The organism is Streptomyces specialis, from assembly GCF_001493375.1.
GTDB lineage: Bacteria > Actinomycetota > Actinomycetes > Streptomycetales > Streptomycetaceae > Streptomyces > Streptomyces specialis.
The window spans coordinates 288,094-302,931 of record NZ_LN929894.1 but is presented as its reverse complement, the minus strand read 5'-3'; the positions used below and the strand labels follow the sequence as shown (position 1 = coordinate 302,931).

9 protein-coding genes and 1 pseudogene are annotated in these 14,838 nt (G+C 69.8%); all 10 read right to left on the bottom strand.

Features of this window, described 5'->3' with window-relative positions; translation table 11 throughout:
* Nucleotide 1: 1 nt before the first annotated feature.
* Nucleotides 2-826 (bottom strand): carbohydrate ABC transporter permease, encoded by an 825-nt coding sequence (locus tag BN2279_RS13440; protein ID WP_059009219.1) that lies wholly within the window; start codon nt 824-826, stop codon nt 2-4.
* Nucleotides 823-1,776 carry a carbohydrate ABC transporter permease gene (locus tag BN2279_RS13435; protein ID WP_104531023.1) on the bottom strand — a complete coding sequence of 318 codons (954 nt, stop codon included), beginning with the start codon at nt 1,774-1,776 and terminating at the stop codon, nt 823-825. The genes BN2279_RS13440 and BN2279_RS13435 overlap by 4 nt, the downstream gene beginning before the upstream one ends.
* On the bottom strand, nt 1,766-3,070 hold the full coding sequence (locus BN2279_RS13430; RefSeq protein WP_079032130.1) for a sugar ABC transporter substrate-binding protein: 1,305 nt from the start codon (nt 3,068-3,070) through the stop codon (nt 1,766-1,768). The genes BN2279_RS13435 and BN2279_RS13430 overlap by 11 nt, the downstream gene beginning before the upstream one ends.
* 251 nt (nt 3,071-3,321) lie before the next feature.
* Complete coding sequence (locus BN2279_RS13425; RefSeq protein ID WP_059009216.1) at nt 3,322-4,782, bottom strand: glutamate synthase subunit beta; 1,461 nt, start codon at nt 4,780-4,782, stop codon at nt 3,322-3,324.
* Nucleotides 4,775-9,331 carry a glutamate synthase large subunit gene (gene gltB, locus BN2279_RS13420; RefSeq protein ID WP_059009214.1) on the bottom strand — a complete coding sequence of 1,519 codons (4,557 nt, stop codon included), beginning with the start codon at nt 9,329-9,331 and terminating at the stop codon, nt 4,775-4,777. Before gltB ends, BN2279_RS13425 begins: the two co-directional genes overlap by 8 nt.
* A gap of 345 nt (nt 9,332-9,676) precedes the next feature.
* Nucleotides 9,677-10,375: a VIT1/CCC1 transporter family protein gene (locus BN2279_RS13415; RefSeq protein ID WP_059009211.1), complete on the bottom strand. Its 699-nt coding sequence runs from the start codon at nt 10,373-10,375 to the stop codon at nt 9,677-9,679.
* Nucleotides 10,376-11,169: 794 nt separating this feature from the next.
* Nucleotides 11,170-12,013: pseudogene (lgt, locus tag BN2279_RS13410) on the bottom strand (prolipoprotein diacylglyceryl transferase); the annotation flags it as partial.
* A 530-nt stretch (nt 12,014-12,543) separates the two neighbouring features.
* Nucleotides 12,544-13,074, bottom strand: a complete 531-nt coding sequence (locus BN2279_RS29360) for an SMI1/KNR4 family protein (RefSeq protein ID WP_159037217.1) — start codon at nt 13,072-13,074, stop codon at nt 12,544-12,546.
* Nucleotides 13,075-13,211: 137 nt separating this feature from the next.
* The gene (locus tag BN2279_RS13405) at nt 13,212-13,799 is read right to left on the bottom strand and encodes an SMI1/KNR4 family protein (protein WP_059009208.1); all 588 of its coding nucleotides are present in this window, start codon (nt 13,797-13,799) and stop codon (nt 13,212-13,214) included.
* A 423-nt stretch (nt 13,800-14,222) separates the two neighbouring features.
* On the bottom strand, nt 14,223-14,831 hold the full coding sequence (locus tag BN2279_RS13400; protein WP_199827717.1) for an SMI1/KNR4 family protein: 609 nt from the start codon (nt 14,829-14,831) through the stop codon (nt 14,223-14,225).
* Between the last annotated feature and the right edge of the window lie 7 nt (nt 14,832-14,838).

Genomic DNA, 14,838 nt, shown 5'->3' with positions numbered 1-14,838 from the left:
GTCAGCGGATCGCGCCGGCCGCCAGGCCCCCCGCCAGCCGGCGCTGGACCAGGACGAAGAAGATCAGGACCGGCAGGGTGATCAGCGTCGAACCGGCCATCACCGCACCCCAGTCGGTGGAGTACTCGCCGAAGAAGCGGTGCAGGCCCACGGCCGCCGTGTACATGGTGTCGTCCTGCATGAAGACGAACGCGAAGACGAACTCGTTCCAGGCGACGATGAACGCGAAGACGCCGGTGGCGACCAGGCCGGGCGCGACCAGCGGCAGCAGCACCGAGCGGAACATCCGCCACCAGCCGCAGCCGTCGAGATAGGCGGCCTCCTCGATCTCCTCCGGCACCGCCGCGACGAAGCCGCGCAGGATCCAGATCGCGAAGGGCAGGGAGAACGCGAGGTAGACGACGGTCAGGCCGAGCAGGCTGTTGAGCAGTTCCAGGTCCCGCATCTGGAGGAACAGCGGGATGACCAGTGCTTCCAGCGGCACCATCTGCACGACGAGGATCATCACCAGCATCTGGGTGCGCAGCCGGAAGCGGAAACGGGCCACGGCCGTCGCCGCGAACAGCGCGAGCAGGCCCGACAGCACCACCGTACCGAGGCCCACGATCGCCGAGTTGGTGAGATAGCGGCCGAACTCGCCGGTGTCCAGCACGTACCGGAAGTGGTCGAGGGTGAAGCCGGAGGGCAGCACGTCCGCACCCCGGTGGTCCGCCTCCGGGTCGAAGGCGGAGCTGACCATCCAGTAGACGGGGAACAGCGTGAACGCCAGCAGCGCGGCCACGGCGATCCCCAGTCCCACGCGTCCGGCGGGCGTCGTGCGGGTCACAGCTCGTCCCTCTCCCTCGACAGCACCTTGACGTAGACGACCGTGACGGCCAGCAGCAGCAGCGTCAGCAGGACGGCGACGGCCGATCCCATGCCGTAGTCGTTGCGCCGGAAGGACTCCACGTACGACCAGACGCCGAGGTTGAGGACGTCCGGGTTGGAGCCGGAGCCGCCGGGCATCAGGTAGACCTGCGCGAAGACCTTGAAGTCCCAGATGGTGGACAGGATGACGACGATCAGGAACACCGGCCTGATGGTGGGCACGGTGATCCGCCAGAACCGCTGCCAGGCCCCGGCGCCGTCCATCAGGGCCGCCTCCGGCAGCTCCCTCGGGATGGTGAGCAGCGCCGCGTAGACGGTGATGGCGACGAACGGGAAGCCGTGGTGGACCACGTTCAGCGTGGCGATGGCGTAGAACGACCAGCGGTCGGTGAACCAGTTGGTCTCGCGCGGCTCGATCAGGCCCGCGCCGTCCAGGCCGCCGGAGACGACGCCGTCGAGGGGGTCGAAGATCCAGATCCACACGTAGGTGCCGGTCACCGCGGGCATGGCCCAGGCCGTCATGATCACGCTGGAGCAGATCAACCGCCAAGTGCGGCCCAGCCGTTGGAGAAGCAGGGCGACCAGCGTCCCCACCACCAGGGTGAGGACGACGCAGGTTCCGGCGAACAGGACGGTGTTGGGCAGGACCTGCCGCCACAGGAAGGAATCCCCGAGGATCTCCCGGTAGTTGTCGAGACCTGTGTAGTCGGTCGCGCCGGTGTTCAGCTCCCGCAGCCCGTAGTCCTGGAACGACAGCGTCACCACCCGCACCAGCGGCCAGAACAGCAGCACGGCCAGCACCAGCAGGGCCGGGGCCAGGAGCAGCCACGGCCGCAGGGCGCGCGTCCGCGCCGCGCGGCGGGCGGGCGCGGTGGCGCGGGCCGGGAGCTTCGCCGGGTCAGCCGCCAAAGGTCTCGTCCATGGCCGCGGCGGCCTCGTCGGCCGCTTCCCGCACGGACTGGTCACCGGCCAGGATGGACTGGAGCATGCCCTGGACGACCTGCTCACCCTGGATCTGGCCGTACAACTCGGTCACCGGGAGGCCGGTGCCCGCCTCCAGCATCTGTTCCGCGAACGGCGCGACCAGCGGGTCGTTCGCGGCCTGGACCTCCTCCAGCAGCGACTGCTGTCCGGGGAAGTACCCGGACTGCTCGGCCCAGGCCGCTGCGTGCTCGCCGGTGGTCATCATCCGGATGAGTTCCCAGGCGAGTTCGGGTTCGTCGCTGGTGAACTCGCCGAGGAGCGAGCCGCCGACGAACGACGGGCTGTAGCCGCCGTCCGGGCCGGGGATCGGCACCACACCGATCCGGTCGGCCCAGCCCGGGTCGTCGGCCAGCAGGGTGTTCACCGTCCAGTTGCCGGAGATGATCATGGCGGCGTCGCCGTTCTGGAAGCTCTCCAACTGGTCGGTCTCCAGCCAGGTTTCCGCCGCCGAGACCGACAGGCCGTCCTCGGTGGCGAGCGAGGTGTAGAACTCGATGCCCGCCACGGCCTCCGGCGAGTTGATCACCGAGCGCCACTCGCCGTCCCCGGTCCGCTCGGCGATCTCGCCGCCCGCGCCCCAGATGAACGGATCGACGCCGTACTCGCTGCCGCCGATGACCGGGAAGGGGATCATGTCCGGCTCCAGATCGGCCAGCCGCAGCGCCACGTCCCGTAACTCGTCCCAGGTGGTGGGCGGTTCGAGACCGTGTTCGGCGAAGACGTCCGCGCGGTACATCAGCGCGCGGACACCCGCGTACCACGGCATGCCGTACACCGCGCCGTCCACCGTGGCCGCCTCGTACAGGCCCGGCACGAGGTCGTCGCCGAGCCCGTCGGCCTCGATGTTCCCCGCGAGGTCGGTCAGCGCCCCCGCCGCGCCGAACTCCGGTGCCCAGGTGGTGCCGATCTCCGCGACGTCCGGCAGCTCGCCGCCCGCGATCGCGGTGGTGAACCGGTCATGGGCGTCGGCCCACTGGATGAACTGCACGTCGAGGCGCGCGCCCGTCCGCTCGGTGAACGCCGCCTCCAGCTCCTCGGCGTACGGCCCGGCGTCCGGATTGGTGCCTTCCATGATCCAGACTTCGAGCGTGGTGACGTCGTCGCCGCCGCCGTCGCCGCAGGCCGTGAGCGCGCCGAGGGAGAGCACGGCCGCGCCCGCGACCAGCCGCCGCGTCCGCGCGAGGGGGGAACGTCTCCTGGCAGTGGGGGAATTCCGCATGACCAGTCCCGTCTGTGAGGTCCGCAGACATCGCGCCGGCTGAGCGTCGATTGTGACAGCGCGGCGTTCACCCGGACCAGAGCGTGACATCACGGAACGGCACCGTTTGTGGGCTGGACCTCTGGCGGTCCGCCGGGGCGCGACGCGGGCGCGCGGACGAACGCGGCGCCCGCCCCCCGGTCGGAACGGGGGGCGGGCGCCGCGTCACAGGGAGTCCGCACGCCGTTGTGCGGACCGTCTCGGGGCCGGGCTCAGACCGCCAGCGCGCGGTCGGTCGGCCGGACCGGGTAGGGCAGGGTGCTCTGGCCGGTCAGGTAGCGGTCCACACCGCGGGCGGCGGCGCGGCCCTCCGCGATGGCCCAGACGATGAGCGACTGGCCGCGCCCGGCGTCACCCGCCACGAACACGCCGTCCACGTTGGTGGCGTACTCGGCGTCCCGCGCGATGTTGCCGCGCTCGTCCAGGGCGAGACCGAACTGCTCGACCAGCCCGTTCTCCTGGTCGGTGCCGGTGAAGCCCATGGCCAGCGTGACGAGTTGGGCCGGGATGCGCCGCTCGGTGCCCGGCTTCTGCGTCAGCTTCCCGGCCACGAACTCGACCTCGACCAGGTGCAGCCACTGCACGTTGCCGTCCTCGTCGCCCTCGAAGCGGGTGGTGGAGACGGAGTAGACCCGCTCGCCGCCCTCCTCGTGGGCCGAGGTGACCTTGAACGTCATCGGGAACGTCGGCCACGGCTGGTTGGCCGGCCGGTCCTCGCCCGGCCTGGGCATGATCTCCAACTGCGTGACGGAGGCCGCGCCCTGCCGGTGCGCGGTGCCCACGCAGTCGGCTCCCGCGTCGCCGCCGCCGATGACGACCACGTGCTTGCCCTCGGCGGAGATGGGCGCGGTGATGAAGTCGCCCTCCTGCACCTTGTTGGCCAGCGGCAGGTACTCCATCGCCTGGTGGATGCCCTTGAGTTCACGGCCCGGCACCGGCAGGTCCCGCGCGGTGGTGGCGCCGGCGGCGATGACGACCGCGTCGTACCGCTTGCGCAGCTTCGCCGCGTCGGTGTCCCGGCCGACCTCCACGCCGGTGCGGAACTTGGTGCCCTCTGCGCGCATCTGCTCGATGCGGCGGTTGATGTGCCGCTTCTCCATCTTGAACTCGGGGATGCCGTACCGCAGCAGCCCGCCGATCCGGTCCGCGCGCTCGTACACCGCGACCGTGTGGCCGGCCCGGGTGAGCTGCTGCGCGGCGGCCAGTCCGGCCGGGCCCGAGCCGATGACGGCCACGGTCTTGCCCGACAGGCGCTCCGGCGGCTGCGGGGTGACCGAACCGGCCTCCCACGCCTTGTCGATGATGGTGACCTCGACGTTCTTGATGGTCACCGCGGGCTGGTTGATGCCCAGCACACAGGCCGACTCGCACGGTGCCGGGCACAGCCGCCCGGTGAACTCCGGGAAGTTGTTCGTGGCGTGCAGCCGCTCGCTGGCCGCCTGCCAGTCGCCCCGGTAGGCGAAGTCGTTCCACTCGGGGATCAGGTTCCCCAGCGGACAGCCGTTGTGACAGAACGGGATGCCGCAGTCCATGCAGCGCCCGGCCTGCTTGCTGATGATCGGCAGCAGCGAGCCCGGAACGTACACCTCGTTCCAGTCCCTGACCCGCTCGCCGACGGGGCGGCTCCTGGCGCCCTCGCGCTGGGTGGTCAGAAAGCCTTTGGGATCAGCCATGGGTCGCCGCCTCCATCATCTTCTCGTGGGTCTCGGACTCGGAGAGTCCCGCCCGCTCGGCGGCGTCCTTGGCGGCGAGCACGGCCTTGTACGTGGTGGGCATGATCTTGCTGAAACGGGCGAGGGCCGCTTCCCAGTCCTTCAGGAGCTTCCCGGCGACGGTGGAGCCCGTCTCCTCGGCGTGGCGGCGGACCAGCTCGTGCAGCCACTCCGCGTCGGCCGCGTCCGGCTCCTCGACCTTGACGAACTCGGTATTGACGTTCGCCGGGTCCAGGTCGATGACGAACGCGACGCCGCCGGACATGCCGGCCGCGAAGTTGCGCCCGGTCGTGCCCAGCACCACGGCCCGGCCACCCGTCATGTACTCGCAGCCATGGTCGCCGACACCCTCGGCGATCACGGTCGCGCCCGAGTTCCGGACGCAGAACCGCTCGCCGACCCGGCCGCGCAGGAAGATCTCGCCGCCGGTCGCGCCGTAGGCGATGGTGTTGCCCGCGATGGTGGAGAACTCCGGCAGGTGGTCGGCGCCCCGGTCCGGCCGGACGATCAGCCGGCCGCCCGACAGGCCCTTGCCGACGTAGTCGTTGGCGTCGCCCTCCAGCCGCAGCGTGACACCGCGCGGCACGAACGCGCCGAACGACTGCCCCGCCGAGCCGGTGAAGGTGATGTCGATCGTGTCGTCCGGCAGACCGGCGCCACCGAACTTCTTCGTCACCTCGTGGCCCAGCATCGTGCCGACCGTGCGGTTGATGTTGCGGACCGCGATCTGGGCGCGGACCGGCTGCGCCTCCTCCGGGGTGGCAGCGGACAGCGCGTCCGCCGACAGCCGGATCAGCTCGTTGTCCAGTGCCTTGGCCAGGCCGTGGTCCTGCTCGGTCACCCGGTGGCGGGGGGCGTCCTCGGGCAGCTCGGGCACGTGGAGCAGCGGGGCCAGGTCCAGGCCCTGCGCCTTCCAGTGGTTCACCGCCCGCGTCACGTCCAGCAGCTCGGCGCGGCCGACGGCCTCCTCCAGCGTGCGGAAGCCCAGCTCGGCCAGCAGCTCGCGGACCTCCTCCGCGATGAACTCGAAGAAGTTCACCACGAACTCCGGCTTGCCGGTGAACCGTTCACGCAGCACCGGGTTCTGGGTGGCGATACCGACCGGGCAGGTGTCCAGGTGGCACACCCGCATCAGGACGCAGCCCGCCACGACCAGCGGCGCGGTCGCGAAGCCGAACTCCTCGGCGCCCAGCAGCGCCGCGATCAGCACGTCGCGCCCCGTCTTGAGCTGGCCGTCGGTCTGCACGACGATCCGGTCGCGCAGCCCGTTGAGCAGCAGCGTCTGCTGCGTCTCGGCCAGACCCAGCTCCCACGGGCCGCCCGCGTGCTTCAGCGAGGTCAGCGGCGAGGCGCCCGTTCCGCCGTCGTGCCCGGAGATCAGCACCACGTCGGCGTGCGCCTTCGAGACGCCGGCCGCGACGGTGCCCACGCCGACCTCGGAGACCAGCTTCACGTGGACGCGGGCCGAAGGGTTGGCGTTCTTCAGGTCGTGGATGAGCTGCGCCAGGTCCTCGATCGAGTAGATGTCGTGGTGCGGAGGCGGCGAGATCAGGCCGACGCCAGGCGTCGAGTGCCGGGTCTTCGCCACCCACGGGTACACCTTGTGCCCCGGGAGCTGGCCGCCCTCGCCGGGCTTGGCGCCCTGGGCCATCTTGATCTGGATGTCGTCGGCGTTGACCAGGTACTCGCTGGTCACGCCGAAGCGGCCGGAGGCGACCTGCTTGATGGCGCTGCGCCGGCGCGGGTCGTAGAGACGGTCGGGGTCCTCACCGCCCTCACCGGTGTTCGACTTGGCGCCGAGCTGGTTCATGGCGATCGCCAGCGTCTCGTGCGCCTCTTGCGAGATGGAGCCGTAGCTCATCGCGCCGGTGGAGAACCGCTTCACGATCTCGCTGACCGGCTCGACCTCCTCCAGCGGGATCGGCTGCCGCTCGCCTTCCTTCAGCCGGAACAGGCCGCGCAGCGTCATCAGCCGCTCGGACTGCTCGTTCACCCGCTGGGTGTACTGGCGGAAGATGTCGTACCGGCGCTCGCGCGTGGAGTGCTGGAGCCGGAAGACCGTGTCGGGGTCGAACAGGTGCGGCTCGCCCTCGCGCCGCCACTGGTACTCGCCACCGATCTCCAGGTCCCGGTGGGCCGGGGCCACCCCGGTCGCCGGGTACGCCTTGGCGTGCCGGGCCGCGACCTCCTGGGCGATGACGTCGAGGCCGACGCCGCCGATCTTGGTCGTGGTGCCGTGGAAGTAGGTGTCGACGAACGCCGCGTCCAGACCGACCGCTTCGAAGACCTGCGCGCCGCGGTAGGAGGCGACCGTGGAGATGCCCATCTTGGACATCACCTTCAGCACGCCCTTGCCCAGCGCCTTGATCAGGTTGCGGGTGGCGGTGGCCGTGTCGACGCCGGTCAGGAACGTGCCGCGCGCGACCAGGTCCTCGACCGTCTCCATGGCCAGGTAGGGGTTGACGGCGGCGGCGCCGTAGCCGATCAGCAGCGCCACGTGGTGCACCTCGCGCACGTCACCGGCCTCTATCAGCAGCCCGACCTGGGTCCGCTGCTTGGTGCGGATCAGGTGGTGATGGACCGCCGAGGTCAGCAGCAGGGACGGGATCGGCGCGCGCTCGGCGTCCGAGTGCCGGTCGGAGAGCACGATGAGACGGGCGCCGTCGGCGATGGCGGCGTCGGCCTCGGCGCAGATCTCGGTCAGCCGGTCGGCCAGGGCCGTCGCGCCGCCCGCGACCCGGTACAGACCGCAGAGTGTGACGGCGGCGAAACCGGGCAGATCACCATCGGCGTTGATGTGGATGAGCTTGGCCAGCTCGTCGTTGTCCAGCACCGGGAAGGGGAGGGACACGCTGCGACAGGAGGCCGGGGTCGGCTCCAGCAGGTTCCCCTGGGGGCCGAGCGACGACAGCAGCGAGGTGACCAGCTCCTCGCGGATGGCGTCCAGCGGCGGGTTCGTGACCTGCGCGAAGAGCTGCGAGAAGTAGTCGAAGATCAGCCGCGGCCGGTCCGACAGCGCGGCGATGGGCGTGTCGGTGCCCATCGAGCCGATCGGCTCGGCGCCGGTCTTCGCCATCGGCGCGAGCAGGATCCGCAGCTCCTCCTCGGTGTACCCGAACGTCTGCTGACGGCGGGTGACCGAGGCGTGGGTGTGCGTGACGTGCTCACGCTCGGGCAGCCCGGCCAGGTCGATCAGCCCGGCCTCCAGCCACTCGGCGTACGGGTGCTCGGCGGCGAGCCGGTCCTTGATCTCCGCGTCCTCGATGATGCGGTGCTCGGCGGTGTCCACCAGGAACATCCGGCCCGGCTGGAGACGGCCCTTGCGCACCACGCGCGAGGGCTCGATGTCCAGCACGCCGACCTCGGAGGAGAGCACGACCAGACCGTCGTCGGTCACCCAGTACCGGCCGGGGCGCAGACCGTTGCGGTCCAGGACCGCGCCGACCTGGACGCCGTCGGTGAAGGTGACGCAGGCCGGGCCGTCCCAGGGCTCCATGATCGTGGAGTGGAACTGGTAGAACGCGCGGCGGGCCGGGTCCATCGACTCGTGGTTCTCCCACGCCTCGGGGACCATCATCAGCACGGCGTGCGGCAGCGAACGGCCGCCGAGGTGCAGCAGCTCCAGCACCTCGTCGAAGGTCGCGGAGTCCGACGCGTCGGGCGTGCAGATCGGGAACAGCCGCTCCATCTTCGCCGGGTCGCCGAACAGGTCGCCGGCGAGCTGCGACTCGCGGGCGCGCATCCAGTTGCGGTTGCCCTGGACGGTGTTGATCTCGCCGTTGTGGGCGACGAAGCGGTACGGGTGGGCCAGCGGCCAGCTCGGGAACGTGTTCGTGGAGAACCGCGAGTGGACGAGGGCGATCGCCGTGGTCATGCGCCGGTCCGACAGGTCCGGGAAGAACGGCTCGAGCTGGCCGGTGGTGAGCATGCCCTTGTACACGAGGGTGCGCGCGGACAGGGACGGGAAGTAGATCCCGGCCTCCCGCTCGGCACGCTTGCGCAGCGCGAAGACGGCGCGGTCCAGGTCGAGCCCGGTCCTGCCGCGCTCGGTGTCGGCGACGAAGAGCTGACGGAACAGCGGCATCGTCTCGCGGGCGGCGGCGCCGAGCAGCTCGGGCGTGACCGGAACGTCGCGCCAGCCGAGGATCGTCAGACGCTCCTCGGCCGCGATGGCGGCGACCTGGTCGACGGCGGCGGTCGCCGCGTCGGCGGCCGTGGGAAGGAAGGCCAGACCGACGGCGTAGGCGCCGGCGGCGGGAAGGTCGAAGGCGACGCTTTCGCGGAGGAAGGCGTCGGGCACCTGAAGAAGGATGCCGGCACCGTCACCGGTGTCCGGGTCGGCCCCGGTGGCACCGCGGTGTTCGAGGTTCCGGAGCACAGTGAGCGCCTGGTCGACCAGCTCGCGGCTGGCTTCGCCGGTGAGCGTCGCGACAAAGCCGACACCACATGCGTCGTGCTCGTGGCGAGGGTCGTACATCCCCTGCTGTACCGGGTGGGACGCAGAACGCATCGGCTCTCCCGTCGTCGTCTTGGTGGTGTGCACGGTCCGAGGGACGACGCTGGCCCTGGTGCGTTAAATTTTCGTGCAGGTTACACGATGGCCCGGATCCCGGGAAGCGGATACCACTGTCCGCGATGCGGACTTTGAGGTGCCCTGTCGCCGCGAGACCGTGCCGGAGATGGCGGATATGCCCGCCGCTGGCTCTGACCGGCGCGGGCGTCGATGCTCGCGGACCAGAAGGCACATCCCCTGGGTTCAATCAAATGAAACCCACTGGAAACAAAGCTCGTGTGCGGGTGATAGCGCCCGGGCTTCCCGTCGTATTCCCGGGGCAGGCCCGCGCCATGCGGGACCTCAGCCGAGGGCGGTACCGAAGGCGGATCCGATGACGTAGGTCACACCCGCGGCGGCGGCGCCGAGCACGAGCTGACGCAGCCCGCTGAACCACCACGGCCTGGCCGTGACACGCGCCACAACGGCACCGCACACGAAGAGTCCCAGCAGCGCCAGCGCCACGGCGGGCCACAGCGCGGTGGCGCCGAGCAGATACGGCAGCAGGGGCAGGACGGCCCCGACGGCGAACGACCCGAAGGACGAGACGGCCGCCACCATGGGCGACGGCAGATCGTCGGGCGCCACGCCCAGCTCTTCCCGGGCGTGGATCTCCAGCGCCTGATCGGGATCGGCGGAGAGCTGCCGCGCGACCTCCCGCGCGAGGCCCGGCTCGACCCCGCGCCCGACGTAGATGTCGGTCAGCTCGGCCAGCTCGTCCTCGGGATGCCGCCGCAGCTCGCGGCGCTCGATGTCGATCTCGGCGAGGACCAGCTCCCGCTGGGACGCGACGGAGGTGTACTCCCCGGCCGCCATGGAGAACGCCCCGGCGGCGAGCCCCGCCATGCCCGCGACGGCGATGGCGTGCGAGGAGGCGGAGCTGCCGGCGACGCCGCTGATCAGCCCGAGGTTGGAGACGAGCCCGTCCATGGCCCCGAACACGGCGGGGCGGAGCCAGCCCCCGTTGACGTCGCGGTGATCGTGGTGCGCCTCTGCGGCCATGGCGGTGCGGGCCCTTCTCGACGAGCGTCGGTCGTACGTTCGTTCAACGCTCAGCAGCGTGGCACCCATTCCGCGCGGCGGCCAGCAAGGCAGGCCGTACTAACCGCGCTGACCAGCGGCTTTCGTCTTCCGCCGCCCCCAAAGCCGCTTCCCGGCGGGCGCCTCGTCGCCGCCACCGGCGGCCGGGGCGACAGTCGCCCCCGCGGCGGCGGCCGGTCCGGCGTCGGCGACAGCCGTCTCGACCCCCGCCTGGGCGGCGTCCGGCTGAGCGGCGACCGGTTCCCCGGCCTCGGCCGGTTCGACCTGGCCGTCCGCTTCCGTGGGCGCAGGCCCGTCAACGACCGCCGCTGCCTCGGCCGACTCGTCCGCGACGGGCTGGACCTGCTCCGACTCGACCTGCCCGTCCGTTCCCGTAGGGGCAGGCCCGTCAACCACCGTCCCTGCCTCGGCCTGCCCGTCCGCGACGGGCTGGACCCGGCCGTCCGTTCCCTTAGGGGCAGGCCCATCAACCACCGCCGCTGCCTCGGCCGACTCGTCCGCCACAGGCTGAACCCGCTCCGACTCGACCTCGCCGTCCGTTCCCATGGGCGCGGGTCCGTCGACCACCGTCGCTCCCTGGGCCGACTCGTCCGCAACAGGCTGAACCTGCTCCGACTCCACCTGCCCGTCCGTTCCCGTGTCCGCAGGCCCGTCAACGACCGTCGCTGCCTCGGCCTGCCCGTCCGTCTCCGGGGCCGTGCTCTCCGGGGTGCGGGTCGGGTCCGTTTCCGGTGTCGCCTCCGCGTTCGGCTGGTTGTCCGCCGAGGACGTGTCGTCGCCGTCGTCGCCCGGGAGCCGTTCCACGATGTCCTCGCGGCCGGGGCGGCGCTTGGCCGAGATCACCAGATAGGCGACGGCCGCCAGGAAGACCAGTCCGGCCGTCCAGTTGTTCAGGCGCAGACCGAGGAACTCGTGCGCCTCGTCGATCCGCAGGTACTCGATCCACGCGCGGCCGACCGTGTAGCCCGCCACGTACAGCGCGAACGCCCGGCCGTGCCCCAGCCGGAACTTCCGGTCTGCCCACAGCACCAGCAGGCCGACGCCCAGGCACCACAGCGACTCATACAGGAAGGTCGGGTGGAAGGTGCCGTCGTGGAGGCCGTTGTCGATCTCCACGGCCCAGGGCAGATCGGTGGCCTTGCCGTACAGCTCCTGGTTGAACCAGTTCCCCCAGCGGCCGATGGCCTGCGCGAACGCGATGCCCGGCGCGACCGCGTCGGCCATCGCGGGGAGCGGGATGCCGCGCCTGCGGCAGGCGATCCAGGCGCCCAGGGCACCACCGGCGATCGCGCCCCAGATACCGATACCGCCGTCCCAGATCTTGAACGAGTCGACCCAGTCGCGGTCGTCACCGAAATAGAGCTGGTAGTCGGTGACGACGTGGTACACGCGGGCGCCGACGAGTCCGAAGGGAACGGCCCACACGGCGATGTCGGCAACGGTCCCCGGCTGTCCGCCGCGCCGCACCCAGCGCCGCCCGCCGAGCCAGATCGCGAGGAAGACACCGAGGATGATGCACAGCGCGTAGCCGCGGAGCGGGAACGGTCCGAGATGGATCTCGCTCTCGCCGGGACTGGGGATTGAGGCAAGGATCTCCATGGTGTGCCCGACGCTACCGTGCCCGGCACGGATGACCGAACCGCGGCCCGCATTCCCCCCGCTGTGTCACACGGCGTTCACGCACCTCACCGGCCCCGCCCCGGCGGATCCGGCCGCGCACCGGGACGCTGTCGCCAAGGACAGTGGCGTGCCCGGGCGTGGAAGCGGCTGAAGACCGTGACCGCGTCGCGCTCCCACCTCATCGGTTGCGGAACGCTGCGGCCCCTTCGTCACGTTCCGGACCGAACCACGTCACGAATTCCTCATCGTGCACCATCGGGAGATTTTCGAACATAATCGGCCCGGACGCATCCAATCCACTCTCCGGGCCGGACATGTCCTCACCGCTGAGGTAACGGTAGAACCACTGAGAAAACGAAGATGCACCCCGTGGGCGGCGAAACAGCCGGCGCCCAGAAAAAAGTCTCCCCCCTGTCCGTGGAGAGCAGCGGAATCAGGCCATCGGCTGTGCAGAATTTCAGCACCGGCCGTCGAAACGGCACTCCGTCGAAGCGACCGCGCCCCGCGACTCAATCACCCAATCGCCCCACCGCTTCGAACGAAACATCCAAATCCACCATAAAGGGCACGTACAGGTCGCCGACTGTCGCCCGATAGAGAAAATAGGTGAAATCAGAAGGAAAGTCCACCCATTCTCCCATTTCCACGACAAGACTCCATGTTGGAGCTTCACCGCTCGGAGGCTTCAAGAATACTTGATTTCCGCCCGTGGTCCGCGCAACTGGGATGCACCCACCTGGCTCGGGATAGATCGGGTAGGGCTTCTCATAACTCTGCACAGCACGCAAAAAGCGATACTGATCGACGACATTTCCGACCTCTTCGAACAAGTTGAGGCTGCCGTCTCTCGGGGCTGCTGGATGGAAGATCAGCAGCGTGTCATTGATGCAGCACGGACCGTAAGCCGAGACGAACTCTTTGTAGTCCGACGGCATCTGGATCCCGACGAGATTCTCGAATTCCTCCCAATCTCTCTCAACAGACCGGTCGTACAGCGGAGGACCGAAAAACTCCACGAACGCCGAAATTTCCACGGTCACCCATCCTCACAGTCGCATCCGCCAGTGGGACGATTGTAGACCACGCAACTCATTTCGAAGCCCGCAGTCCCGAATGCCCGCATGCGTATCTCTGCCGGAATCGCAGGAGCTTCACCAGGGAAAGGAGTGGCGCCTTGTCAGGTGTGATCGTCGAGCCATGGACTCCGCCCGGTCACATTCCGGATCCTCTGCTCCTCACGGCGGTGCAGAAAGCGAGGACTGTTGATCGCCCAGATGTCGGTACCGCTCAGCGGACAATCCTCGAACTCGCCCCGAATCGACTTCAACAGGAACTCGACCATTCCGCACTCAGACACCCTCCACGTCGGCCAACCTTGACGCGCGAACACGACGACGGGCCAGCGGTCGGGGTCCTTCCCTCCAGCCGCCCAGCATAGAATGTCACCGCTCGCGTCCACCCCCCACGCGATGAGTGACGTTCCGTCCACGCCCGCAGGCAGGCTGTCGACGGACTCCCCCGCCCAGGTGCCCCGGGCGTTCTCCGTCTCCTCAGACATGCCGTCCTCGCCCCCGTACCAGGAGTTCATCGGGACAAGCGTCGCCAGATAGTTCTCGATGGCACCCTCGCCGAACTTCCCGACGAACTGCCGGTAGTCGTCGGGAAAGGGCGTCCCCCACAGTCTCTCGGCCTCCCGCCAGTCGACGGCATCGCCCGCCCCCGCATGCGGGGGCATCACATCGGCCAGGTCGTCAGTAGGTGGCACCGGGCCTCACCTCTTACCAGGGGGTCGCACCGGTCGGTACGGGCTGACCCCATCTTGTCCCCGGTCCCAGGTTCCGCCAGCCGGCCGCCGGGCTGTGAAGCGGATTCGGTGGAACGCCGCGGGCACCGTCCTGTCGCCCGCGCAGTACGTCGTAGGGGGCCGCCGGGCCGCCCCACCGAGGTGCGGTGGCCTGCCGTGTCCCACGTGTAGGTGTGGGTCTCGGTGCCGTGGGACCAGGAGGTGAGGTGGTGGGCCCGGTCGTAGGTGCAGCCGCGGGTCGCGTTGATCTGGGTACCGGTGAGGTAGGTGCTCGACGTCGGGCGGTCGGCCGCACTGGCGGCCACGGCCGTGAGCGCTCCCCCGCTCACCTGACCCACCGCCTGGGATCATCACCGGCGACCCTGATCACCGTGGCGGCTCGCATCAGTCGAACATGCCCGCATAGGGGTCGGGCTCCCCTGTCCATGGATCGATGCCCTCGGCCAGAAGCCGGTCCTCCTCACGCCAGTGAAGAAACCTGGGCCGCTCCTTCCGCCAGAGATCGGTACCGCTCAGGGGGCATGCGGGGAGATCCCCCGTGAACGTCCGCACGAGAAACTCGGTCATGCCGCATGCGTACTTCTCCCAGCTCGGACTGCCGTGTCGTTCGTACACCACGACCGGCCACTGGTCCGGGTCCTCGTCGTCCGCCTTCCAGCAGAGGATGTCGGCGGCCGCGTCGACCCCCCAAGCGATGAGGTCCGTGCCTGCCAAGTCGGCCAGGGCGGCGGACGCCGATGCGGCCGGCCATGTGCCTCGCGCATTGCGCGTCTCGAAGGCCATTCCGTACTGGTCGTGCGAGAAGCGCCGGGAGAGCGGAATCTGGATACTGAGAAAGTCCTCGATCGCCCCTTCGCCGTAAGTGCCCACGAAGTCGACGTAATCCCCGGGGAAGCGCGTCCCCCAGTGTCTCGCGACCTCGTCCCAGTCGAGTCGGTCCCCCGCGCCCTCGTGCGGCGGCATGATGCCGGTGAGCGCGTGAAAGCCGCTCATGGCGTCT